The organism is Janibacter sp. UYMM211, assembly GCF_040547045.1.
Lineage (GTDB): Bacteria > Actinomycetota > Actinomycetes > Actinomycetales > Dermatophilaceae > Marihabitans > Marihabitans melonis.
The window spans coordinates 76,398-97,590 of sequence record NZ_JBEPOY010000002.1 but is presented as its reverse complement, the minus strand read 5'-3'; the positions used below and the strand labels follow the sequence as shown (position 1 = coordinate 97,590).

25 protein-coding genes and 1 tRNA gene are annotated in these 21,193 nt (G+C 72.6%); 15 read left to right on the top strand and 11 right to left on the bottom strand.

Annotated elements, in window-relative coordinates; all coding sequences use genetic code 11:
- The first annotated feature begins 207 nt into the window (after nucleotides 1–207).
- Genes nadA through nadC form a run of 3 tightly spaced genes read left to right on the top strand, consistent with a single transcriptional unit; the run spans nucleotide 208 to nucleotide 3,586 of the window.
- Nucleotides 208–1,224: a quinolinate synthase NadA gene (nadA, locus tag ABIB53_RS05535; RefSeq protein ID WP_354587444.1), complete on the top strand. Its 1,017-nt coding sequence runs from the start codon at nucleotides 208–210 to the stop codon at nucleotides 1,222–1,224.
- Nucleotides 1,221–2,702 carry an L-aspartate oxidase gene (locus ABIB53_RS05530; protein WP_354587443.1) on the top strand — a complete coding sequence of 494 codons (1,482 nt, stop codon included), beginning with the start codon at nucleotides 1,221–1,223 and terminating at the stop codon, nucleotides 2,700–2,702. Before nadA ends, ABIB53_RS05530 begins: the two co-directional genes overlap by 4 nt.
- Entirely contained in the window at nucleotides 2,702–3,586 is an 885-nt protein-coding gene (gene nadC, locus ABIB53_RS05525) for a carboxylating nicotinate-nucleotide diphosphorylase (protein WP_354587442.1), read from the top strand. Before ABIB53_RS05530 ends, nadC begins: the two co-directional genes overlap by 1 nt.
- Before the next feature lie 16 nt (nucleotides 3,587–3,602).
- Here the strand turns inward: nadC and ABIB53_RS05520 are convergent, their stop codons facing one another.
- Nucleotides 3,603–5,180, bottom strand: a complete 1,578-nt coding sequence (locus ABIB53_RS05520) for a helicase HerA-like domain-containing protein (protein ID WP_354587441.1) — start codon at nucleotides 5,178–5,180, stop codon at nucleotides 3,603–3,605.
- A 105-nt stretch (nucleotides 5,181–5,285) separates the two neighbouring features.
- Here ABIB53_RS05520 and ABIB53_RS05515 point away from each other — a divergent pair, with 105 nt between their 5' ends.
- Nucleotides 5,286–5,585 (top strand): type II toxin-antitoxin system VapB family antitoxin, encoded by a 300-nt coding sequence (locus ABIB53_RS05515; RefSeq protein ID WP_068272770.1) that lies wholly within the window; start codon nucleotides 5,286–5,288, stop codon nucleotides 5,583–5,585.
- 2 nt (nucleotides 5,586–5,587) lie between these two features.
- A complete protein-coding gene (locus ABIB53_RS05510; protein ID WP_123091395.1) occupies nucleotides 5,588–6,085 on the top strand; it encodes a LytR C-terminal domain-containing protein in 498 nt (165 codons plus the stop codon).
- An 11-nt stretch (nucleotides 6,086–6,096) separates the two neighbouring features.
- On the opposite strand, the gene ABIB53_RS05505 is transcribed toward ABIB53_RS05510, so the two are convergent.
- Together ABIB53_RS05505 and ABIB53_RS05500 are read right to left on the bottom strand one after the other, a co-directional pair.
- The gene (locus ABIB53_RS05505) at nucleotides 6,097–6,471 is read right to left on the bottom strand and encodes a hypothetical protein (RefSeq protein WP_354587440.1); all 375 of its coding nucleotides are present in this window, start codon (nucleotides 6,469–6,471) and stop codon (nucleotides 6,097–6,099) included.
- Nucleotides 6,472–6,525: 54 nt separating this feature from the next.
- Nucleotides 6,526–7,065 (bottom strand): DUF1990 family protein, encoded by a 540-nt coding sequence (locus ABIB53_RS05500; protein WP_354587438.1) that lies wholly within the window; start codon nucleotides 7,063–7,065, stop codon nucleotides 6,526–6,528.
- A 180-nt stretch (nucleotides 7,066–7,245) separates the two neighbouring features.
- Here ABIB53_RS05500 and ABIB53_RS05495 point away from each other — a divergent pair, with 180 nt between their 5' ends.
- Nucleotides 7,246–8,340, top strand: a complete 1,095-nt coding sequence (locus ABIB53_RS05495) for a hypothetical protein (protein WP_354587437.1) — start codon at nucleotides 7,246–7,248, stop codon at nucleotides 8,338–8,340.
- A 135-nt stretch (nucleotides 8,341–8,475) separates the two neighbouring features.
- Here ABIB53_RS05495 and ABIB53_RS05490 read toward each other — a convergent pair whose 3' ends face one another.
- The 3 genes from ABIB53_RS05490 to tadA form a co-directional block, all read right to left on the bottom strand.
- Nucleotides 8,476–8,598: a hypothetical protein gene (locus ABIB53_RS05490; RefSeq protein ID WP_354587436.1), complete on the bottom strand. Its 123-nt coding sequence runs from the start codon at nucleotides 8,596–8,598 to the stop codon at nucleotides 8,476–8,478.
- A 194-nt stretch (nucleotides 8,599–8,792) separates the two neighbouring features.
- Nucleotides 8,793–8,882, bottom strand: a tRNA-Ser gene (locus tag ABIB53_RS05485).
- A gap of 37 nt (nucleotides 8,883–8,919) precedes the next feature.
- On the bottom strand, nucleotides 8,920–9,405 hold the full coding sequence (gene tadA, locus ABIB53_RS05480) for a tRNA adenosine(34) deaminase TadA (protein WP_354587435.1): 486 nt from the start codon (nucleotides 9,403–9,405) through the stop codon (nucleotides 8,920–8,922).
- A gap of 27 nt (nucleotides 9,406–9,432) precedes the next feature.
- Here tadA and ABIB53_RS05475 point away from each other — a divergent pair, with 27 nt between their 5' ends.
- From ABIB53_RS05475 to ABIB53_RS05460, 4 genes are all read left to right on the top strand, one after another.
- Complete coding sequence (locus ABIB53_RS05475; protein ID WP_354587434.1) at nucleotides 9,433–9,816, top strand: DUF2500 domain-containing protein; 384 nt, start codon at nucleotides 9,433–9,435, stop codon at nucleotides 9,814–9,816.
- A 10-nt stretch (nucleotides 9,817–9,826) separates the two neighbouring features.
- Nucleotides 9,827–10,465: a uracil phosphoribosyltransferase gene (gene upp / locus ABIB53_RS05470; protein ID WP_354587433.1), complete on the top strand. Its 639-nt coding sequence runs from the start codon at nucleotides 9,827–9,829 to the stop codon at nucleotides 10,463–10,465.
- Between the two features lie 126 nt (nucleotides 10,466–10,591).
- Nucleotides 10,592–10,765 (top strand): hypothetical protein, encoded by a 174-nt coding sequence (locus tag ABIB53_RS05465; protein ID WP_191564115.1) that lies wholly within the window; start codon nucleotides 10,592–10,594, stop codon nucleotides 10,763–10,765.
- Between the two features lie 5 nt (nucleotides 10,766–10,770).
- Nucleotides 10,771–11,484 (top strand): PH domain-containing protein, encoded by a 714-nt coding sequence (locus ABIB53_RS05460; protein ID WP_354587432.1) that lies wholly within the window; start codon nucleotides 10,771–10,773, stop codon nucleotides 11,482–11,484.
- Here the strand turns inward: ABIB53_RS05460 and ABIB53_RS05455 are convergent.
- Together ABIB53_RS05455 and ABIB53_RS05450 are read right to left on the bottom strand one after the other, a co-directional pair.
- Nucleotides 11,478–12,473, bottom strand: coding sequence for a permease prefix domain 1-containing protein (locus tag ABIB53_RS05455; protein WP_354587431.1), 996 nt, complete (start codon nucleotides 12,471–12,473; stop codon nucleotides 11,478–11,480). The genes ABIB53_RS05460 and ABIB53_RS05455 overlap by 7 nt on opposite strands.
- The gene (locus ABIB53_RS05450) at nucleotides 12,470–12,805 is read right to left on the bottom strand and encodes a PadR family transcriptional regulator (RefSeq protein ID WP_191564113.1); all 336 of its coding nucleotides are present in this window, start codon (nucleotides 12,803–12,805) and stop codon (nucleotides 12,470–12,472) included. The genes ABIB53_RS05455 and ABIB53_RS05450 overlap by 4 nt, the downstream gene beginning before the upstream one ends.
- Nucleotides 12,806–13,055: 250 nt before the next feature.
- On the opposite strand from ABIB53_RS05450, the gene ABIB53_RS05445 reads away from it, so the two are divergent.
- Nucleotides 13,056–13,973: a type IV toxin-antitoxin system AbiEi family antitoxin domain-containing protein gene (locus ABIB53_RS05445; protein WP_191564112.1), complete on the top strand. Its 918-nt coding sequence runs from the start codon at nucleotides 13,056–13,058 to the stop codon at nucleotides 13,971–13,973.
- Between the two features lie 97 nt (nucleotides 13,974–14,070).
- Here ABIB53_RS05445 and pntB read toward each other — a convergent pair whose 3' ends face one another.
- The 3 genes from pntB to ABIB53_RS05430 all read right to left on the bottom strand — a co-directional run bounded on the left by pntB (nucleotide 14,071) and on the right by ABIB53_RS05430 (nucleotide 18,147).
- On the bottom strand, nucleotides 14,071–15,501 hold the full coding sequence (pntB, locus tag ABIB53_RS05440; protein WP_354587430.1) for a Re/Si-specific NAD(P)(+) transhydrogenase subunit beta: 1,431 nt from the start codon (nucleotides 15,499–15,501) through the stop codon (nucleotides 14,071–14,073).
- The gene (locus ABIB53_RS05435) at nucleotides 15,501–17,042 is read right to left on the bottom strand and encodes a Re/Si-specific NAD(P)(+) transhydrogenase subunit alpha (protein ID WP_354587429.1); all 1,542 of its coding nucleotides are present in this window, start codon (nucleotides 17,040–17,042) and stop codon (nucleotides 15,501–15,503) included. The genes pntB and ABIB53_RS05435 overlap by 1 nt, the downstream gene beginning before the upstream one ends.
- Before the next feature lie 163 nt (nucleotides 17,043–17,205).
- Nucleotides 17,206–18,147 (bottom strand): sunset domain-containing protein, encoded by a 942-nt coding sequence (locus tag ABIB53_RS05430; protein ID WP_354587428.1) that lies wholly within the window; start codon nucleotides 18,145–18,147, stop codon nucleotides 17,206–17,208.
- A 114-nt stretch (nucleotides 18,148–18,261) separates the two neighbouring features.
- Here ABIB53_RS05430 and ABIB53_RS05425 point away from each other — a divergent pair, with 114 nt between their 5' ends.
- From ABIB53_RS05425 to ABIB53_RS05410, 4 genes are all read left to right on the top strand, one after another.
- A complete protein-coding gene (locus ABIB53_RS05425; protein WP_354587427.1) occupies nucleotides 18,262–18,939 on the top strand; it encodes a 4a-hydroxytetrahydrobiopterin dehydratase in 678 nt (225 codons plus the stop codon).
- 123 nt (nucleotides 18,940–19,062) lie between these two features.
- On the top strand, nucleotides 19,063–20,280 hold the full coding sequence (locus ABIB53_RS05420) for a pyridoxal phosphate-dependent aminotransferase (protein WP_191563748.1): 1,218 nt from the start codon (nucleotides 19,063–19,065) through the stop codon (nucleotides 20,278–20,280).
- Nucleotides 20,277–20,756 (top strand): fluoride efflux transporter FluC, encoded by a 480-nt coding sequence (locus tag ABIB53_RS05415; protein ID WP_354587426.1) that lies wholly within the window; start codon nucleotides 20,277–20,279, stop codon nucleotides 20,754–20,756. The genes ABIB53_RS05420 and ABIB53_RS05415 overlap by 4 nt, the downstream gene beginning before the upstream one ends.
- Complete coding sequence (locus ABIB53_RS05410) at nucleotides 20,753–21,130, top strand: fluoride efflux transporter FluC (protein WP_251719923.1); 378 nt, start codon at nucleotides 20,753–20,755, stop codon at nucleotides 21,128–21,130. The genes ABIB53_RS05415 and ABIB53_RS05410 overlap by 4 nt, the downstream gene beginning before the upstream one ends.
- Nucleotides 21,131–21,193: the final 63 nt, after the last annotated feature.

Sequence of the window (21,193 nt, the reverse complement as noted above, 5' to 3'; positions counted from 1 at the left end):
CCCCTCCCCCGAGACGTTGGCACTCGCGCCAGTCACAACCCGCGCATCTGCCAACATCCCGGACCCCTCCCCCGAGACGTTGGCACTCGCGCCAGTCACAACCCACGCATCTGCCGACATCCCGGGTCTCACCGGCTTGCCGCGGCTCGCCTCCCCTGCTTATGCTCAACCTGAGCATGTGCTCATAGTCAGCAGAAGGAGCTGCAGATGTCCGTCACCAGCCTCCCCACGCCGGGGACCCGTCCTGCGCACGACGCCGTCGAGGCGACCCGCGACGTCTACGAGCGGGTGCGCCACGTCATCCCCGAGGCGGAGTGGGCGACCTTCGCGCAGGACGTCGTCGCGATCCAGGAGCTCAAGCGCTCGCGGCGGGCCGTCGTCCTCGCGCACAACTACCAGACGCCGGAGATCTTCCACGGCGTCGCGGACGTCGTCGGCGACTCGCTGCTCCTCGCCCAGCGCGCCCAGGACGTCGACGCCGACGTCATCCTGCTCGCCGGCGTGCCCTTCATGGCCGAGACGGCGAAGCTGCTCAACCCCGCGAAGACGGTCCTCGTCCCCGACATCACCGCGGGCTGCTCGCTCGCCGACGGCATCACCGCCGAGGACGTCCTCGCCCTGCGCGCGGAGCACCCGGGCGTGCCGGTCGTCACCTACGTCAACTCCAGCGCCGCGGTGAAGGCCGTGAGCGACATCTGCTGCACCTCGGGCAACGTCGAGCGGGTCGTGCGCCACCTCGGCGTCGACCGCGTCATCCTCATCCCCGACGAGTACCTCGCCCGCAACGTCGCACGGGCGACCGGGGTCGACGTCATCACCCACCCGACCCGCTGCGAGGTGCACGAGCGCTTCGACGTCGCGCAGGTCGAGCAGCTGCGGGCCGAGACCCCCGGGCTCACCGTCCTCGCCCACCCAGAGTGCTCGCCCGAGGTCGTCGCCGCCGCCGACGTCGCGGGCTCGACGGCCCAGATGATCGACTACGTCACCACCCACCGGCCGCCGCACGTCGCACTCATCACCGAGTGCTCGATGGCCGACAACATCCGCGCGGCCGACCCCGCGCTGCACTACGTCCAACCGTGCAACATCTGCCCGCACATGCGCCGATCGACCCTCGCGAAGATCCGCCTCGCCCTCGAGACGGGCGGCCCGGAGATCGTCCTCGACCCGACCACCGCCGCGGCCGCCCGCCGCGCGGTCGAGCGCATGCTGGAGCTGTCGTGAGCGCGCGCGTCGTCGAGACCGACGCCCCGGTCGTCGTGGGGTCCGGGCTCGCCGGGCTGAGCGTCGCCCGTCACCTCGGCGGCCCGTGCGTCGTCGTCGCCCCCGCCGGCCTCGGCGAGGGCACGGCGAGCGCCTGGGCGCAGGGCGGCATCGCCGCGGCGGTGGGCCCCGGGGACGACCCGCAGCAGCACGCGGACGACACCGCGCGGGCCGGGTCCTTCGCCGGTGACACCGCGACGATCGCCCGGATGACCCAGGCCGCCCCCGCTCTCGTCGCCGAGCTCGTGGCGGCCGGCGTCCCCTTCGACCGGGACGCCTCCGGTGAGCTCTCCCTCGGGCGCGAAGGGGGCCACGGCCGGCACCGGGTCTGCCACGTCGGCGGCGACCGCACAGGAGCGGCGGTCGTCGACACCCTCGCGCCGCAGGTCGCCGCCACCTCCGACGTCGCCGTCGTCCGCGGGCGAGCACTGGAGCTGCTCGTCGACGACGACGGCGTCGCCGGCGTCCTCGTGCTGGATCCTGGCGGTCCGCTGGAGCTGCGGACCCGCCGCGTCGTGCTCGCGACGGGTGGCGGCGCCGCCCTCTACCGCGACACGACGAACCCGCTCGGCTCCTGGGGCAGCGGGGTGGTCCTCGCCGGACGTGCCGGGGCCCGGCTCGCCGACCTCGAGCTCGTGCAGTTCCACCCCACGAGCCTCGACGTCGGCGGCGGCTCGGGGGCTCCCCTGCCGCTGGTCACCGAGGCGGTCCGTGGCGCCGGCGCTCACCTCCTCTCCGACGGGCGACGCTTCGTCGACGAGGTGAGCCCGCGCGACGTCGTCGCCGCCGCGGTCCACCGCGAGCGCGTGCTCGGGCGCCAGGTCGCGCTCGACTGCCGCCACGTCCCCGACCTGCTCGAGCACTTCCGCGGCCTCGCGCAGCGGTGTGCCGACATGGGGCTGGACCCCGCACGCGACCTCCTGCCGGTGCGCCCCGCCGCCCACTACCAGATGGGCGGCGTGCTCACCGATGCCCGCGGCCGTACCGACGTGCCCGGGCTCTGGGCGTGCGGAGAGGTCGCGTGCACCGGTCTGCACGGGGCCAACCGGCTGGCCTCGAACTCGCTGCTCGAGGCGGGGGTGATGGGCACTGCGGTCGCACAGGACGCCGCCTGCTGGCCCGGGCGGACCGCCTCATGGGCCACGGACCGCGTCGACCCGGTGCCGCCCGAGCGGACGACCACCCTCGCGCCCGTCGACGGACGACGCGGCTCGCCCACGTCGCCGGAGATCGCCTCGGTCGAGGTGCGCGCCGTGATGTCCGACCTCGTCGGTGTCGTGCGCGACGCCGACGGCCTCGCGCAGGCCATCGGCCGGCTCGACGACCTGCCCGGCGACGACGCCCTCCTCGGCGGGCTCGTCGCCCGCCGGGCGCTGGCCCGCCGCGAGAGCCTCGGGGCCCACCTGCGCGCCGACGCCCCCGCCCCGGCAGTGGCGTGATGACGGCCCCCCGCGACGTCGCCCCGCTCGTCCGGGCCGCTCTCGACGAGGACCTCGGCACGCTCGGCGACATCACCTCGCTCGCGACGATCGCCCGCGACGCCCGCGGCGAAGCGACGCTCGTCGCCCGGGCCGACGGGGTGGTCTCGGGCACCGACTTCGTCGTCGAGACCTACGCGCAGGTCGACCCGCAGGTGCGGGTGCGGCTCTCGTCGGAGGACGGCGACCGGGTGAGCGCCGGCGACGTCGTCGCGCACGTCGAGGGACCGTCACGCTCGCTGCTCACGGGCGAGCGGGTGGCGTTGAACTTCGTCGGCCTGCTCAGCGGGGTCGCCACCGCCACCGCCCGGCTCGTCGACCTCGTCGAGGGCACGGGCGCGGTCGTCGTCGACACCCGCAAGACGGTGCCGGGCCTGCGTGCCGCGCAGAAGCGGGCCGTGCGCCACGGCGGTGGTGCCAACCACCGCCTCGGGCTCGACGACGCGGTCATGGTCAAGGACAACCACCTCGGTCTCGCCGGCGGTCTCGCACCCGCGCTGGAGCGGGTGCGTCGACGCCCGGGCCCGGTGGGGCACATGACGCGGGTGGAGGTCGAGGTCGACTCCCTCGACCAGCTCGACGAGCTCCTCGCGATCGAGTCCGAGCAGGTCGCAGCCGGCGCTCGACCGGTCGTCGACGTCGTCCTGCTCGACAACATGGGGCCCGACGAGGTCCGAGCGGCGGTGGCGGCGATCCGCGCCGCGCGCAGCGGTCTGCTCGTCGAGGTCTCCGGCGGTGTCACCGAGACGAGCATCCGCGCGCTCGCCGAGGCCGGTGCCGACGTCATCTCCGCGGGGGCGCTCACCCACAGCGCCCCGTGGCTCGACGTCGCGCTCGACCTGTAGCGCCCGGCCTCGGCCGTCAGCGTCGTCGGCGCGAGGTGCCGAAGAGGGAGCGGGTGATCTCGCGCCCGATGACGGTGCCGGCCGAGCGCAGCGCGGAGCGGAAGGCCGAGGACTGCACGACCTGCTCGACCACCCCGGGCTGCTCCTTGGGCGCCCGGCCCCGGGGTGCGGGTGCCGGCGGGGCGCCCTGCGGCGCCGGCGGCTGGGTGGGAGCGGGCGCCGGCGCCTGCTCGGGGGTCGGCGCCTTCGTCAGGCGGGCGGCGAGCAGCTCGTAGGCCGACTCCCGGTCGACCGGCTCGGCGTACTTCGGGGCGAGGGCCGAGCCGGCGATCGCGCCGTCGACGACGCCCTCGGCGCTGGGAGCCATGAGCGACTCGGGCGCGCGCATCTTCGTCCACGCGACGGGGGTGGGAGCGCCCCGCTCGGAGAGCACGGTGACGACGGCCTCGCCGGTGCCGAGCGTCGTCAGCAGCTCGGCGAGGTCGTACTCGGTGTGGGGGTAGGTCGAGACCGCGGCCTTGAGCGCCTTGCTGTCCTCCGGCGTGAAGGCGCGCAGCGCGTGCTGCACACGGTTGCCGAGCTGGGCGAGCACGCCCGAGGGCACGTCCTTCGGGCTCTGGGTGACGAAGAATACGCCGACGCCCTTGCTGCGGATGAGCCGCACCGTCTGCTCGATCGCGTCGAGGAAGGACTTGGACGCGTCGTCGAAGAGCAGGTGCGCCTCGTCGAAGAAGAAGACGAGCTTGGGCTTGTCGACGTCGCCGACCTCGGGCAGGTCGTGGAAGAGGTCGGCGAGCATCCACATGAGGAAGGTCGAGAAGAGCTGGGGGCGGTCCTGCACCGCGGGCAGCTCGAGGCAGGTGACCATCCCGCGGCCGTCCGGCGCGACCCGCAGGAGGTCGGCCGTGTCGAGCTCGGGCTCGCCGAAGAAGACGTCGGCGCCCTGGTCCTCGAAGGCGATGAGGTTGCGCAGGATGACCCCGGCCGTGGCCTTCGACAGGCCGCCGAGAGACTTCAGCTCCTCCTTGCCCTCGTCGGACGTGAGGTGGGTGATGACCGCCCGCAGGTCCTTGAGGTCGAGCAGCGCCAGGCCCTGCTTGTCCGCGTAGTGGAAGACGAGGCCGAGGCTCGACTCCTGGGTGTCGTTGAGCCCGAGGACCTTGCTGAGCAGCGTCGGCCCGAAGGACGTGATCGTCGTGCGCACGGGGATGCCCTTGCCCATGCCGCCGAGCGAGAGGAACTCGGTGGGGAAGCCCGCTGCGGTCCACGTCTGCCCGACCTCCGCCGCGCGCGAGGTGAGCTTCTCCCCCCCTTCGCCCGGGCTCGCCAGACCGGAGAGGTCGCCCTTGATGTCGGCGAGGAAGACGGGGACGCCCTGGGCCGCGAGCTGCTCGGCCATGACCTGAAGCGTCTTGGTCTTGCCGGTGCCGGTCGCGCCCGCGACCAGCCCGTGACGGTTGAGCACCGACAGCGGGATGCGCACGGGGGTGTCGGCATGGGTTGCGCCGTCGACGACGGCGGCACCGAGCTCGAGCACCGGCCCGTCGAAGGTGTAGCCGGCGCGGATCTGGTCGAGGAGCGGCGTCGTCGTCACCCGCCCGAGCGTAGGACACGGCGGCGGGCGAAGGGGTGGTGACGAGTCGGTCACGGCGCCCCGCCCCGGGTGGGCGCTGACGGGTCGTACCCCTATCGTGGCGGCGTGATCTTCAAGGCCGTGGGCGACTCGCGCCCGTACCCCGACCACGGGTACGACTCCGCCCGCGACTGGGCGCAGATCCCGCCGCGGATGATCCGTCTGGACCTGCTGACGACGACGCGCAGCTCGCTGGACCTGCACAACCTGCTCGCCGAGGACTCGACCTTCTACGGCGACCTCTTCCCGCACGTCGTGTCCTGGCGCGACCGGCTCTTCCTCGAGGACGGGCTCCATCGCGCGGTGCGCGCCGCGCTGCAGCAGCGTCCGACAATCCACGCACGGGTGCTGGAGCTCGAGGGCTGACGATGGCGCGGGGGGACTACGAGGAGGCCGACCGGGGTCGGTCGCAGGGACGGCGCACCTTCGTCACGGTGCTCGTCGTGCTCCTCCTGCTCTTCTTCGCCTTCTGGTACGCGATGAGCTACATCCGCGCCGACGAGGAGGGCCGTCGCCAGCCGGGCGCGTCGGCGTCGACGAGCTCGGTGTGCGCGATCCAGCCGAAGGACGTCGTCGTCAACGTCTACAACGGCACCGGCCGGGACGGGCTCGCGGCATCGGTCGCGCGTGACCTGCGCAAGCGCGGCTTCCAGATCCGCAAGATCGAGAACTACCACGGCGGGCGCGTCGGCGGGGTCGGGCTCATCCGCTACGGCGACAAGGGCGCCCCGAAGGTCAAGGTCGTCGGGCGGCACGCCGGCGCGATGCAGAAGGTCCGCGACAAGCGCGTGCGCTCGATCATCGACGTCGTCGTCGGCAAGGACTTCGAGGACCTCGAGCCGCTGTCCGTCGCCCGCCGCTGCTGAGAGCGCCGGGGTCAGCGCACGCGGCTGATGGTGAAGTCGAGCGAGCCGTCGCCCACGGCGCGGCACTCGACCGAGCTGTCCCCGACGGGGACGCTCTGCCCCTGCTCGCACGTGTAGGTCCCGCCCTCGGTGCCCCCGGCGGAGAAGGTGGCGGCTCCCCCTTCGGTGGCCGACTCGAGCCGGAAGCGGTCGCCGACGCTGCCGAGAACCGGTCCGGAGACGGGGAAGGGCAGGTCGTTGAACTTGCTGCCCGAGACGGAGATCTCGCAGCTGCGCAGCTGGGTGTCGGTCGTGCACTTCTCCGACCATGTGTCGACCTGGCAGCCGGCGAGCGCCGCGGTCGTCAGGGCGAGGGCCAGGAGGGATCCGGTGGCTCGTGCGCGCATGGCCCCACCCAACCAGAGCGGCCCCGGCCGCGCGAAGGGGAGCCCTCCCCGGCCCTACCGGCCGGTGGCCGCCGCGAGCGCGGCCGCGAGGTAGCGGTCGGTGATCGCGGTCTGCACCCGACGGGAGACGAAGGGGGCGACCCGGCTCCCGAGAAAGGCGGGCCGGCTCACGGCGGAGATCTCGACGCGTGCGCCGTGCTCGTCGCGCACGACCTCGAAGCGCTCGACCCCGGTCTCGGGGTGGCCGGGCAGGGTCGTGTACTCGAAGCCGACCCGGCCGTCCTCACGCACGAAGGAGGTGACGCGGCAGGGCGAGACGGCGACGACGGGGCCGAGCCGCAGACCGAGGACGACCGTGGCGCCGAGCTCGACGTCGCGGTCGGCGAGGACCTGGAGCCCGGCGTCGCGGTGCATCCCCCAGGACATGAGGGCATCGGCGCAGCGGTCGACGTCCGCGCCGGCCGGCAGCGGCTGGACGCGCTCGACGTGGTGGGTCCTCAGTGGCGGTGCCGTCAGCCAGCCCGCCACCCCCGGTGCGGGCTGCTCCGCGGCAGCCCGTCGCAGGGCGGAGGGGAGGTCGGGCCGCAGGGTCATCACGGGTCCATCATGGCGGCCGGGCGGGCCGCGACGCCGTCGTCGGACCGGGGGTGGCTCCGCGTCGGTACCGATTCGGAGCAATAGTTCAGGACGGCCTGTCAGATCCTCCTGGACCGTCTAGGTTGAGCCCCGCCACCCCCTTCGCCCGCCACGGCCTGTCCCTCCGGAGACCTCCTCATGCCCTCGCGTACCCGAACTGCCGCCACGCTCATCGCCTTCTCGGGGCTGACGCTCGGGGCGCCGGTCGCCGCCGCCCACGCCGCCGACCCGGTGCCCGTCACGGCGGCCACACCCGTCGTCTCGGACCAGACCTGCGGTATCAGCCAGGACACTGTCCTCATCCCGGAGACGGAGGGCGTGACGTACTCCTTCACCGCAGAGCGAGAGCGGGTCATCCTCCCGGAGGGGGTCGAGCTGCCCGGCGCGCTCGTGGCCCTGGCCTCCAGCGGTTCTGAAGAGGACCCCTTCGCGATCTGGGATGACGAGGTATCCGTGACGCTCGATGTGACCGCGGACGAGGGCTACGTGCTCGCGACAGACACTCCCACCACGGTTGTGGTGACTGTTGACGCCGCCGGCTGCCCGCAGGTGGAACAGCCGTCCGTCGAGGTGAGGAGCGACGAGTGCGAGAGTCTGACCCTCACCAACCCGTCAAGCAGCGAGGTAACCGTCACGCTCAATGACTGGTCCAGCTGGGAGCCGACGGGTTACATCGAGGAGACCCTTGCGCCTGGAGCCACGTCGACTCTCACGATGGTTGAGGGCGAGTACGAATGGTTCGGTGTGGACTCGCGCGCGGCGAGCCCGTGGCTCACCGGCGATCTCGAGGAGGGCGAGCGCGAGAGCTCTGCGACGGGGACCAGGTTGACGGAGAAGTCCGTCAAGAGCGCCTTGAAGAAGCTCCCCCGAGCACTCGGCGGCCGAGTCGCGGATCCGGACGACTACGTCATCACCGACCAGGAGCTGCAGCTGATCAGCGAGCTGGGGGTGATCATCGACGGCTTCGACTCCGGGGAGTTCTTCTTCGGGGAAGGGATGATCTATGTCGAGTTCTGCGACAACGCGACGTCAGAGCCGACCCCGCCGGTCACCCCAGTGGACGTCGACGGTGCGCCGGGTACCGCAGACCCCGCCGACGAGGCGCCCCGTGTGCCCGCCGTGGTCCAGACCGACGGCGGCTCGCTCGACCGCAGCCCGGCCGGCGGGCTCGTGCTCGTCGGCGGGCTCCTCCTGGGCGCCGGCGCGGTAGTGCGCCGGGTCGTGCGCGGTTGAGTCAGGCCCGACGCGGATGAGGCGAGGTGGTGCGATGGACGACAGGCGGCGCGAGCGCATCACCTGGTCGCGATGAGCGGCCGCCGCCGCTCACGAGATCGCCCGCCCCCCCCCTTCGTCGGCGTCGTAGGCGACCTAGGCGGCCTCGGGTCCGTGCTTGCGGCAGGAGGGCAGCACCACCTGCACCGCGACGGGAGCGACGTACAGCCCCCAGTAGAGCGGGCCGGAGACGTAGCCCGCCGCCCCGGCGGCGACCACGCCGAGGAAGACCAGCCCGAGGACGACTGCTAGGACTCGTCTTCGACACAGAGTGCCGTCAGGGTGCCTGAGCCATGAGGTCGACATCGTCGCTCCGATCAGGAGGGGGGATGTCTGCGGAGCATAGGCCTCAGCTCTCCCCCTGCACGACGAAGCCCGGTGGACCGTGACGGTCCACCGGGCTTCGGCGATGCTGGCGGTGGCGGTGGGATTTGAACCCACGGTGGGCGTGAACCCACACGCGCTTTCGAGGCGCGCTCCTTAGGCCGCTCGGACACGCCACCGCCGGTGACTCTACAACGGGGCGTCGGCAGCGAAAAATCAGCGTCGCTGCGAGAAGAAGTCGACGAGCAGCCGCGAGCACTCCTCCTCGAGCACCCCACCGACGACCTCGACCCGGTGCGGCGAGCGGCGGTCGCGCACGACGTCCCACACCGAGCCGCACGCGCCGGTCTTCGGGTCCCATGCGCCGAGGACGACCCGGTCCACCCGCGCGAGGACGCCGGCCCCCGCGCACATGGGGCACGGCTCGAGCGTCACGACGAGGGTGCAGCCGTCCAGACGCGAGGTGCGAAGGGAGCGTGCGGCCTGCCGCAGCGCGGTCATCTCGGCGTGGCCGGTCGGGTCCGCCTCGCCCTCGCGGGTGTTGCCCCCTTCGCCGACGACTGCGCCCTCGGGGTCGAGGACGAGAGCACCGACCGGGATCTCGCCACGCTCCCCCGCGGCGGCGGCGAGCTCGAGCGCGCGACGCATCCACTCGGCCTCCGCATCGCGACCGGGACGGGCAGGATGTGCCGAGCGCGTCATGCCCACAGTCTCTCCCGAGGAGGACCCATGCTCGACAGCTTCCCCGACGACCCCTTCGCCACGACGGTCGTCGTCATCATCGCCCTCGGCTTCGTGCTCGTCATCGGGATCCTCCTCACCGCGGTCGTGCGGGGCTCGATGCAGTGGAGCCGCAACAACGCCTCGCCGGTCGAGACGCTGACCGCCCGCGTCACCGGCAAGCGCACCTCCGTGAGCGGCGGCCACGGGGACTCCTCGGCGTCCACCTGGTACCACGCGACCTTCGAGCTGCCCGACGGCCGACGTGACGAGCTCGCGATCTCGGCGAAGGACTACGCCCAGCTCGCCGAGGGCGACCGTGGGCAGCTGACCCGCCAGGGCACCCGCTTCAAGGGCTTCCGGCGTGATGGCGTGAGCGGCTTCGCGCGGTAGGTTCGGGGCCATGCGCGTCCTGACCGCCGACCACCCGCTGGTCGCTCACAAGCTGACCTACCTGCGCAAGAAAGACACGGACAGCCCGACCTTCCGCCGGCTGGCCGACGAGCTCGTCACCCTCCTCGCCTACGAGGCGACGCGCGAGGTGCGCACCGAGCCCTTCGACATCGAGACCCCGGTCTCGGCGACCCAGGGCGTCAAGCTCTCCTCCCCCAAGCCGCTCGTCGTGCCGATCCTGCGCGCCGGCCTGGGGATGCTCGACGGCATGGTGCGACTGCTGCCGACGGCCGAGGTCGGCTTCCTCGGCATGCTGCGCGACGAGCAGACCTTCGAGGCAAAGACCTACGCCAACCGCCTGCCCGACGACCTCTCGGGCCGCCAGTGCTACGTCCTGGACCCGATGCTCGCGACCGGCGGCACCCTCGCGATGTCGATCCGCTACCTCGTCGACCGCGGCGCCGACGACATCACCGCCGTCACCCTCCTCGCCGCACCCGAGGGCATCGAGGCCCTGGGCGAGCAGATCGCCGATCTCGACGTGCCCGTCACCCTCGTCACCGGTGCGGTCGACGAGCGGCTCAACGAGCAGGGCTACATCGTCCCCGGCCTCGGCGACGCGGGCGACCGCCTCTACGGCGTCGTCTGATCCCCCTTCGCCGTGGGTCCTCGCCCCGGCGTGTCGGACGACCGGCCCCAGAAGTCACATCTGCCACACTGACCTCAGGCCGACGCCCGGCCCCTGGTCGTCGACCCCTGCTGCGGAGAGAGAGTCATGTCCACGCCACCGATCAAGAAGATCCTGCTCTGGCTGCTCACGATCTTCCTCATCTACGCGATCCTCACCTCGCCGAGCGAGGCTGCCGACATCGTCGGCACCGCGGGTGACGTCATCGGCAACGGCGTGACGAACATCGGCCGCTTCTTCGACTCGCTGATCGCGAGGTAAGCCCGATGGAGGAGGTCGCCCACCGGGGCCTGCGGCGCTATCTCCTCCCCGGCGAGACCCCGGTGGCGGAGATCCGTCACCACGCGATCGTCCTGCTCAAGCCTGCCCTCGCCGTCGTCGGGGCCACCGTGGTCGCCGGCTGGCTCGACGTCTCGACGTCCGACTCGGGCAGCCAGGTGCTGTCCTTCGTGTGGCTGGTCTGGCTCGCCGTCGTCCTGTGGGCGCTGTGGCAGTGGGTCGAGTGGCGGCACACTCGGGTCGTCGCGACCGACAAGCGCGTCGTGCTCTTCGAGGGGTGGATCAACCACAAGGTCTCGATGATGCCGTTGAAGAAGGTCACCGACATGGGCTACGAGCGCTCCCTGGTCGGGCGCCTCCTCGGCTACGGCACCTTCATCCTCGAGAGCGCCGGCCAGGACCAGGCCCTCTCCCGGATCGCCTTCGTCCCCGACCCCGACGAGAACTACCGGGCGATCTGCTCGGTGGTCTTCGGCGTCGTGCCGGGCGAGGAGGACGAGGACGAAGGGGGCGACGACCGGGCCTGGGAGACCTCGCAGGACTACGCGACCCGCCTCGGCGTCGTCGACGGCCGCTACGTCGGCACCGCGCCGCACCCGGCGCCGCACCACGAGCCGATCTACCGCAGCTCCGACCTCGTGCGTCGCACCCGCGACGACGACACCGGCGAGCTCCCGCCGTACGACCCCGACGCCTACTGAGCCGACGGCCGGCGGCCCCCGCTGCGCGTCGAGCCGTCGCGGACGAGCCAGGCGCGGCGGACCGAGGCGACGGCGTCCCACCCGCAGATGACGACGATCCCGACGGCCACGGCGGGGTAGGACACCGACCAGTCGAGGTCGGTGCCGAAGCGCTCGGCGAAGACCGTCGGCAGGTCCGTGAGCAGCTGGTCGCTGAGCAGCAGCCAGACGAGGAGCACGGCGGAGACGACGTTCGCGAGGACGTTGACGGCCGCGAGGGTGGGCGTCCAGCGCCCGACCCGCCAGGCGGCGAGCGACACGGCGGCGTCGAGGACGAAGAGGCCCACGAGGACGAGCTTCCACACGAGCGGCAGCTGCGGGTCGAGCACCTGCACGCCTCGCTCCCCCACCCCGGAGAGCTGCCAGACGAGCAGGACGACCATCGCCGCGCTGAAGCTGACCTCGGCGGCCATCTCGCCGAAGCGGGGCGCACGCCACGGCGCGTCGCCGGGCAGCTGGTCGGGGTCCCACGGCGTGATCGGGGCGTCGCGCTCGGACTCGCTGCGGCTGCGCTCGATGATGACGAAGACGAGGGTGGTCCAGAAGACGAGGTGCACACCGGTCTGCAGCACCGCGCCGATCGTGCGCCCGAGGACGTCGCCGAAGCCCCGGTCGGTCGCGAGCGACTGGGTGATGAGCACCCCGAGGACGACGCACGGCAGGACGACGGCGAGCAGCACCTTGAGCAGACGGACGTAGTCGGCGTAGACGGCCGGGCCGACGAGGTGCTGGGGCCGGCCTCCGTACTCGCGGGCCAGGACGTCGGGGTCGCCGAGCTCGGCGACCGCAGCCCGCTCGGCGGCGCTCGGGTCCTCGCCCGCGGCGACGCGGTCCTCGACGGCCTCCTCGAGGGTGACGCGCAGCTCGCGGGCGACGTCGGGGCCGCTCTCCTGCGGCAGCTGTCGGGTGACCGTCCAGATGTAGCGGTCGGTGAGGGTGCTGGGACTCATGGCGTCTCCGTCTCCAGTGCGTCGATCGCGCGGTCGAGCGACCGCCACTCCTGCATCAGGTGGGCGCGCACCCGCGCGCCGGCCGGGCTCGTGCGGTAGAACTTCCGCGGCCGGGCCTCGTCGGTGTTCCACTCGCTCGTCAGCAGGCCGTGCTTCTCCAGGCGCCGCAGCAGCGGGTAGAGCGTGTTGCCGTCGACGGCGAAGCCTCCGGCGTCGAGCGTCTCGAGCAGGGCGTATCCGTACCGGGGCTGCTCGAGGACCGCCAGGCACGCGAGGACGACCGTGCCGCGCCGCAGCTCCTGCACGTGCCCCGCCAGCAGCTCGTCGTCCATGCGTCACATCATAGTGTGCGTCACACACCATTGTCTATGGCACATGCTCACCTGCCCCCACTTTCCCGCCCAGGGCGGGAAAGCTCGACCTCGGGAAGGAAATGTCCCTGCCCGAGGTCGAACCTTCTTGCCCGAAGGGGGACCGGTCCCCCCTTCGCATGCCGTCCACAGGCGACGAGCTGTCGGAGCGGTTATCAACAGGACGGGGACATCGCCGCATCGCACGCCTGCGAGCAGCAGACCCTCGTGCATGCGCACTCTCCCCGCCGAGGTCGTCGACCTCGCCCACGGTCAGCGCGGTGCCCTGACCACTGCCCAGGCCCGTGTCCTGGGCCTCCTCCCGAGCGACCTCGTCGAGCTCGCCGGCCACCGGCAGCTGGAGCACCCCTTCCGGGGCGTCTACACGCTGCCGCCTCCACCCGGCGAGGACGCCGAGGGCCGGCACCTGAGGCTGTGCGCAGCGCTGCGGCTGCTCTACCCCCAGGGCGCGCTCACCGGCGTCAGCGCGGTCCTCGCGCACGGCGCGGCCGTGTCTGGTGCGGATCTCAGCCGGCCGGTCCTGCGGTGGTCCAAGGACCGCGGCACCGGGGTCAAGGGAGCCGTCTTCCGACGCTCCACCGGCCCTGTCGTCGAGACGTCGCTCGGCCCGACGACCGCGCTCCCCCAGGCGCTCGTCGAGGTGGCGATGGACTCCGGACCGGTCGCCGGGGTCGTCAGCGCGGACCACGCCCTGCACTCCCGGGCGGTCACTCTCGAGCAGCTGTCTGCTGCGCTGGACGACGTCCGCCGGTGGCCCCGCGCCGGCCGGGTCCGCTCGATGCTGGCGCTCGTCGACGCTCGGTCCGAGTCCGTCGGGGAGAGCCAGACCCGCTGCCAGCTGAGCATCGCCGGGATCGTGGCGGTGCCGCAGGTCGAGATCCGCGACGAGGACGGCGAGCTCGTCGCCCGGGTCGACCTGCTCGTCGACGACTGGGTGGTCGTCGAGTTCGACGGCCGCATCAAGTACGCCGACGGCGACCCCTCGGTGCTGTGGCGGGAGAAGAAGCGCGAGGACGCGCTGCGCCGGCTCGGCTACGTCGTCGTCCGGGTGACGTGGGCGGACCTGCGGGTCCCCGGCAAGGTCGCCGCCATGGTGCGCCGAGCACGCCAGGACGTCCGCCCCGCCTGACCTCGGGCAAGAACCTTCGACTCTGGGAAGGACATGTTCTTGCCCGAGGTCGAGCTTTCCCGCCCTGGGCGGGAAAGCTGGGACGGGGCGAAGGGGGTCAGAGGGCCTTGAGGATGTCGGAGACCCGGTCCTTCGCGTCCCCGAAGAGCATCTGGGTGTTCTCGCGGAAGAAGAGCGGGTTCTGCACCCCCGCGTACCCCGTCGCCATGGAGCGCTTGAAGACGACGACGTCCGCGGCGTTCCACACCTCGAGCACCGGCATGCCGGCGATCGGGCTCGTCGGGTCCTCCGCCGCGGCCGGGTTGACCGTGTCGTTGGCGCCGATGACGAGGACGACGTCGGTCTGCGGGAAGTCGTCGTTGATCTCGTCCATCTCGAGCACGACGTCGTAGGGCACCTTCGCCTCGGCGAGCAGGACGTTCATGTGCCCCGGCAGACGGCCGGCCACCGGGTGGATCCCGAAGCGGACGTCCACCCCCTTCGCCCGCAGCCGCGCGGTGAGGTCGGCGACGGGGTACTGCGCCTGGGCCACCGCCATGCCGTACCCGGGCGCGATGACGACCGACGACGCGTCCGAGAGCAGCTCGGCCACCCCCTCGGCGGTGATCTCGCGGTGCTCGCCGTAGTCGCGCTCCTCCCCCGTCACCGCGCCGTCGGAGCCGAAGCCCCCGGCGATGACGGAGATGAAGGAGCGGTTCATCGCCCGGCACATGATGTAGCTGAGGTACGCACCCGAGCTGCCGACGAGCGCACCGGTGATGATGAGCAGGTCGTTGCCGAGCAGGAAGCCGGCCGCGGCCGCCGCCCACCCCGAGTAGCTGTTGAGCATCGAGACGACGACGGGCATGTCGCCGCCGCCGATCGAGGCGACGAGGTGCCAGCCGAGACCGAGGGCGAGCAGGGTGATGACGCCGAGGATGCTCTGGCGCAGCGCGTCCTCGTCGTGCGGGACGACGACGTAGAGCACCGTGAGCAGCACGAATGCGACGAGCACCCCGAGGTTGAGCACGTGCCGCGCGGGCAGCACGAGCGGCGAGCTCTTCATCCGCCCCGAGAGCTTGAGGTAGGCGACGACCGAGCCGGTGAAGGTCACGGCACCGATGAAGACGCCGACCGCGACCTCGCCGTCGTGGATCTTGGGGTTCGCGCTCGCCTCGTAGGCGGAGTTCCACCCGACGAGGACGGCGGCGAGACCGACGAAGGAGTGGAGCAGGGCGATGAGCTCGGGCATGCCGGTCATCTCGACCCGGCGGGCCCGGGCGACGCCGATCGCTCCCCCGACGCCCATCGCGAGCGCGATGAGGACGAAGCCGGCCAGGCCGGCGCCGTCGTCGACCTCGAGACCGCCGACGGAGGTGCCGACGGTCGCGGCGAGGACGGTGACGACGAGCGCGATCGCCATGCCGGCGACGCCGAAGCGGTTGCCCGAGCGGGCGGTCTCGTGCTTGCTCAGACCGGACAGCGCGAGGATGAAGAGCAGCCCGGCGACGATGTAGGCGCCCTGGACGAGGGTGAGCGGGATCGACATCAGGCGTCACCCTTCCGGAACATCTGGAGCATCCGCGCGGTGACCGTGAAGCCGCCGAAGACGTTGATGCTCGCGAGGAGGATGGCGACGAAGGCGAGCGCCGAGACGGCCACCCCGCCGTCGTGCCCGACCTGCAGGAGCGCACCGACGACGATGATCCCGCTGATCGCGTTGGTCACCGACATGAGCGGCGTGTGCAGCGCGTGGTGGACGTGGCCGATGACGTAGAAGCCGACGACGACCGCGAGCATGAAGACCATGAAGTGCCCGAGGAAGGGCGCCGGGCTCACCGCGGCGACGAGGAGGAAGAGCAGGGCGCCCGCCCCGCCGAGCGCGAGCCGGGTCGTCGGGCTCATCGGCTCCTTCGGCGGCGGTGGTGGGGCCACCTCGGCCGAAGGGGGTGGGGCCGGGGCGGCCGAGACCTGCACCGGCGGCGGGGGCCACAGCGTCTCGCCGTCGCGCGCGACGGTCATGCCGCGCACGACGACGTCGTCGAGGTCCAGGACGAGCTGCCCGTCCTTGCCGGGGGTCAGCAGCTTGAGCAGGTTGACGACGTTCGTCCCGTAGAGCTGGCTGGCCTGGGTGGGCAGGCGGCCGGCGAGATCGGTGTAGCCGATGATCTTCACCCCGTGGTCGGTGACGACCATCTCGTCGGGCACCGAGCCCTCGACGTTGCCGCCGTTGCTCGCGGCCATGTCGACGACGACCGAGCCCGGCCGCATCGCGTCGAGCATCGCGGCGGTGATGAGCCGGGGCGCGGGGCGTCCGGGGATGAGCGCGGTCGTGATGATGATGTCGACGTCGCGTGCCTGCTCGAGGTAGAGCGCCGCGGCCGCCCGGTCGAAGTCCTCGCCGGCCTCCTTCGCGTAGCCGTCGCTCGAGCGCTCGGTGACGACGTCGACGGTGAGGAAGTCCGCGCCCATCGACTCGACCTGCTCGGCGACCTCGGGCCGCACGTCGAAGGCGCGCACGATCGCGCCGAGGCTGCCCGCGGTGCCGATCGCGGCGAGCCCGGCGACGCCCGCCCCGCAGACGAGGACCTTCGCCGGGGGCATCTTGCCCGCGGCCGTCACCTGACCGGTGAAGAGGCCGCCGTACTCGCCCGCGGCCTCGATGACGGCGCGATACCCGGCGATGTTGGCCATCGAGGACAGGACGTCGAGCGACTGCGCGCGCGAGATGCGCGGGACCGCGTCCATCGCGAGCGCGGTGATCCCGGCCCGGGTGACCCGCTCGACGGCCGCGGGGTCGATCGCCGGGGCGAGGAGGCTCGCGAGGGTGGCCCCGGGCCGCATCATCGCCAGCTCGGCCTCGGTGGGCGCGTTGACGTGCACGACGACGTCGGCGGCCCAGGCCTGGGCGGCGGTGCCGATCTGCGCGCCCGCCTCGGCGTACGCCTCGTCGGGGTACGAGGACCGGGCACCGGCCCCGCTCTCGACGACGACGTCGTAGCCGAGGGCGACGACCTGCCCCACGGTCTTCGGTGTCGCGGCCACCCGGGTCTCCCCGGTCCTGGACTCGGCGGGTACTCCAACCTGCATCGGCGATCCTTCGCGAAGCGCTGGGGGCAGGGCGCACGCGGGCGCCCTCGGCTGGCCCGAACCTATTGCCTCGCCGTCGACGACGCCCGACTTTGTGACCGCACCGATAGACGCGCCGCCCTCGGCGCCTCACATCGTGAGACGCGGTCGGCCACTGCGAGGCTCACGCCCGGTGGAAGCCCGCCCGCTCGGCCGTCGCGGCGTCGGCGAACCACACGTCGACCGTCGTCTCGTCGTACCAGGGGCTGCCGGGCTCGTGGTACTGCATCCACTCGCGGTGCCCCTTGACCGGGTGCCCCGGGGGCATCGAGCCGTCGGCGAAGGGGGCGGCCGAGCCCCACCCGTAGCCGCCGTCGACGACGGCGCGGGCCGGCGGGGTGGTGTCGTCGTCGGCGAGCGACTCGGCCCGCCGCTCGCGCTCGACCTCCTCGTCGTCCCAGTACGTGTGGCCCGGGTCGTCGGTGACGGCCGGCGTGGGGGCCGGCGGCGGCTCGACCGGGTCGGGGGCCGACGGGTGCGCGACCGGCTCGGGGGCGGGGGTGGGTTCGGGGGCAGGTGCGGGCGACGGGGTCGCCGCGGGCGAAGGGGGCGGCGGGGTGCTCGAGGTGGTGCCCGCCGAGGAGCTGAGGTCCTCGACCGGTCGGGGCGAGCTGCGCGAGATGCGCACCGTCTGCTCGACGTCGTCGCTCGGCGCGTGCACGGTCGGCGCCTGCGACTCCACGTCGGCCGCATCCGCGCCGCTCGTCGGCTCGGTGCTCGTCGACGGCTCGGCGGTTGTCGACGGATCCGTGCCCGCCGTCTCGAAGACCTGCGTCGTCGGCTCTGCCGATGTCTCGTCGTGCGTCGGGGTGCTCTCCTGCGAGCCCTCCCAGTCCCCGGAGAGCGAGGTGCTCTCGTGGGGCGCGACGTAGGGCGCGGTGCCGCTCGATCGGGTGTGCGCACCGGGCGTCTGCTCGGCGGCCGCCTGACGGATCGCGTCGTACGAGGGGATCGCGCTCTCCTGCTGCTTCGAGCGGCGCATGAGCACGAAGGCGACGACGGCGGCCGCGATGACGACGAGCACGCACACGACACCGATGAGGGCGAGCAGGACATCGACAGCCACAGGGACCTCCGGCAGACGCTGATGACGACCCCGGCGGCCGTCGCGACGACTCTAGCGGCGAGCAGGCCCCCGCCTGCCCTGGACGACCGCCGCCGGGCAGGCGAGGATCACGTCATGAGCGACCCGAAGCAGACCCTGTCCACCGCGGAGGTCGTCGAGTCCGGCCTCGACGACTGGCGCCAGCTCCTGGGGGTGATCCGGGCTCGCTACCGCACCGGCGACTTCGCCACCGGCCTCGCCCTCGTCGACCGGGTCGGAGCCCTCGCCGAGGCAGCCGACCACCACCCCGACATCACCCTCACCTACCCCGAGGTGGTCATCTCGATGTCGAGCCACGACGTCGACGGCATCACCAGCCGCGACATCGACCTCGCCCGCGAGATCTCCGCCGTCGCCCGCGAGCTCGGTGTCACCGCGGACGTCGCCGGCCTCACCCAGCTCGACATCGGTCTCGACACCGACGACGGCAGCACGCACGGCGCCTACTACGCAGCGCTGCTCGGCAGCGACCTCAAGGACGGCGAGCCGGTCGACCCCAGCGGCCAGGTGCCGACGATCTGGTGGCAGACCCCGGGCGACGCCGACCCCGGCGACCCGACCCTGCCGCCGCCGCCCGTCGAGCAGCGGTGGCACCTCGACGTGTGGGTCCCCCACGACGACGTCGAGCGCCGGCTCCAGGCCGTGCTCGACGCGGGTGGTCGGCTCGTCAGCGACGCGGCCGCCCCCTCCTTCTGGGTCGTCGAGGACACCGACGGCAACCGCTCCTGCATCTGCACCTCGACAGGGCGCTGAGGCTCCCCCCTTCGAGGCTCCTGGGTCGCACCTCAGGACGACGCCTTCGAGGCCCCTGCCCGCGACGCGCCAAAGGACGAAACCCGGGCGCGGCGCCGGCGGGGGCCCTGCGAGGATGCGGGCATGCGCCCGATCCGCCAGTCCCTCAAGCTGCAGCACGTCCGCTACGACGTCCGGGGACCGATCCTCGCCGAGGCCCAGCGGCTCGAGGCCGAGGGCCACAAGGTGCTCAAGCTCAACATCGGCAACACGGCCCCCTTCGGCTTCGAGGCGCCGGAGGCGATCGTCGCCGACATGACCCGGCACCTGCCCGACGCGCAGGGCTACGTCGACAGCAAGGGCATCTACTCGGCGCGCACGGCCGTCGCGCAGTACTACCAGTCGCGTGGCCTGCGGGAGACGACCGTCGAGGACGTCTACATCGGCAACGGCGTCTCCGAGCTCATCTCGATGGTGCTCCAGGCCTTCGTCGACGACGGCAACGAGATCCTCGTGCCCGCCCCCGACTACCCCCTGTGGACCGGCGCCGTCGCGCTGGCCGGCGGTACCCCCGTGCACTACCGCTGCGACGAGAGCAACGGGTGGGACCCCGACCTCGCGGACATCGAGGCCAAGATCACCGAGCGCACCCACGCGATCGTCATCATCAACCCCAACAACCCGACCGGCGCCGTCTACAGCGAGGCGACCGTCCGGGGGCTCGTCGACATCGCCCGGCGCCACGACCTCGTCGTCATGGCCGACGAGATCTACGAGAAGATCATCTTCGACGACGCGGTCCACCACCACGCCGCGTCCTTCGCCGGCGACGACGTCCTGTGCCTCACCTTCTCCGGGCTCTCCAAGGCCTACCGGGTGTGCGGCTACCGCGCGGGCTGGGTGATGATCTCGGGCCCGAAGCACCTCGCCGAGGACTTCCTCGAGGGGCTCACCCTGCTGGCGAACATGCGCATGTGCGCCAACGTCCCCGCGCAGCACGCGATCCAGACCGCGCTCGGCGGCTACCAGTCGATCACCGAGCTCGTCGAGCCGGGCGGGCGCTTCTACGAGCAGGCCAAGCTCGCCTCGAGGCTGCTCAACGACATCCCCGGCGTCAGCTGCGTCGAGCCGCGCGGTGCCCTGTACTGCTTCCCCCGGCTCGACCCGGAGGTCTACCCGGTCGCCGACGACGAGGCCTTCGTCATCGACCTGCTGCGGGCCAAGAAGATCCTCGTCACCCACGGCACCGGCTTCAACTGGTTCGAGCCCGACCACTTCCGCGTCGTCTGCCTGCCCGACGAGGAGCTGCTCACCGAGGCCATCGGGCGGATCGGCGACTTCCTCGAGTCGATGCGGGCGTGAGCACGAAGGGGGCGACCCCCGACGCACCCGCCTCGTCCGCCGTGGCATCCCCGCGCGCCGAGATCGGCGCCGTCGCGCTCGGCGGTGCTCTCGGGTCGGCCGGGCGGTGGCTCGTGAGCCTCGCCCTGCCCGGCGCTGCCGGTGGGCTGGCCTGGGCGGCCCTCGTCGTCAACCTCAGCGGAGCGCTCGCCATGGGGCTGCTCGTCGCGTGGCTCGAGACCCGCCGCTCCACGCACCCGCTCGTGCGCCCCTTCGCCGCGGTCGGCCTGCTCGGCGGGTGGACCACCTACTCCACCCTCGTCCTCGACGTGCGCACGACGCTCGCCGACGGCCGCGCGGGCGAGGCGCTCCTCTACGTCGTGCTGACGCTCGTGCTCGGCGTCGGTGCCGCGGTGGCGGGCCTCGCGCTCGGACACGGGTGGTTCGGCGGTGACGACACCCATGCCGGGTCGGTCGTCGAGGAGGACGAGCTGTGAGCGGGGTCGACCTCGTGCTCGTCGCCCTCGGAGGTGCCGCCGGGGCGACCTCGCGTCATCTCGTCGTCGGGTGGGCGCGGCGGGCGCTCGGGGCGACACCCACCGGGGGCACGGTGCTCGTCAACGTCGTCGGGTCCTTCGTCCTCGGGCTCGTCGCCGCGGTCGTCGCATCCGGCGGCCCGGGATGGGTGCTGGCGCTCGTCGGCGCCGGCTGGTGCGGCGCCTTCACGACCTTCAGCAGCCACGCGGTCGAGGTCGCGGCAGCGCTGCGCGCCGGCCGCGCCCGGGTCGCGGTGGTCAACCTCGCGGTGAGCCTGATCGGCTGCCTGCTCGTCGTCGTCCTCGGGTGGACGCTCGGCAGCGCCCTGGCCTGACCCCCTTCGCCGCCTTCCCTCCCCACAGGACGGGGCCGGTCGACCCGGCCCCGTCCTCGGCAG

Coding starts and splice junctions, on each gene's coding strand:
- nadA (WP_354587444.1), top strand. CDS start 208: ATGTCCGTCACCAGCCTCCCCACGCCGGGGACCCGTCCTGCGCACGAC.
- nadC (WP_354587442.1), top strand. CDS start 2,702: ATGACGGCCCCCCGCGACGTCGCCCCGCTCGTCCGGGCCGCTCTCGAC.
- ABIB53_RS05510 (WP_123091395.1), top strand. CDS start 5,588: ATGGCGCGGGGGGACTACGAGGAGGCCGACCGGGGTCGGTCGCAGGGA.
- ABIB53_RS05505 (WP_354587440.1), bottom strand. CDS start 6,471: ATGCGCGCACGAGCCACCGGATCCCTCCTGGCCCTCGCCCTGACGACC.
- ABIB53_RS05500 (WP_354587438.1), bottom strand. CDS start 7,065: ATGACCCTGCGGCCCGACCTCCCCTCCGCCCTGCGACGGGCTGCCGCG.
- ABIB53_RS05495 (WP_354587437.1), top strand. CDS start 7,246: ATGCCCTCGCGTACCCGAACTGCCGCCACGCTCATCGCCTTCTCGGGG.
- tadA (WP_354587435.1), bottom strand. CDS start 9,405: ATGACGCGCTCGGCACATCCTGCCCGTCCCGGTCGCGATGCGGAGGCC.
- ABIB53_RS05475 (WP_354587434.1), top strand. CDS start 9,433: ATGCTCGACAGCTTCCCCGACGACCCCTTCGCCACGACGGTCGTCGTC.
- upp (WP_354587433.1), top strand. CDS start 9,827: ATGCGCGTCCTGACCGCCGACCACCCGCTGGTCGCTCACAAGCTGACC.
- ABIB53_RS05465 (WP_191564115.1), top strand. CDS start 10,592: ATGTCCACGCCACCGATCAAGAAGATCCTGCTCTGGCTGCTCACGATC.
- ABIB53_RS05460 (WP_354587432.1), top strand. CDS start 10,771: ATGGAGGAGGTCGCCCACCGGGGCCTGCGGCGCTATCTCCTCCCCGGC.
- ABIB53_RS05455 (WP_354587431.1), bottom strand. CDS start 12,473: ATGAGTCCCAGCACCCTCACCGACCGCTACATCTGGACGGTCACCCGA.
- ABIB53_RS05450 (WP_191564113.1), bottom strand. CDS start 12,805: ATGGACGACGAGCTGCTGGCGGGGCACGTGCAGGAGCTGCGGCGCGGC.
- ABIB53_RS05445 (WP_191564112.1), top strand. CDS start 13,056: ATGCGCACTCTCCCCGCCGAGGTCGTCGACCTCGCCCACGGTCAGCGC.
- pntB (WP_354587430.1), bottom strand. CDS start 15,501: ATGTCGATCCCGCTCACCCTCGTCCAGGGCGCCTACATCGTCGCCGGG.
- ABIB53_RS05435 (WP_354587429.1), bottom strand. CDS start 17,042: ATGCAGGTTGGAGTACCCGCCGAGTCCAGGACCGGGGAGACCCGGGTG.
- ABIB53_RS05425 (WP_354587427.1), top strand. CDS start 18,262: ATGAGCGACCCGAAGCAGACCCTGTCCACCGCGGAGGTCGTCGAGTCC.
- ABIB53_RS05420 (WP_191563748.1), top strand. CDS start 19,063: ATGCGCCCGATCCGCCAGTCCCTCAAGCTGCAGCACGTCCGCTACGAC.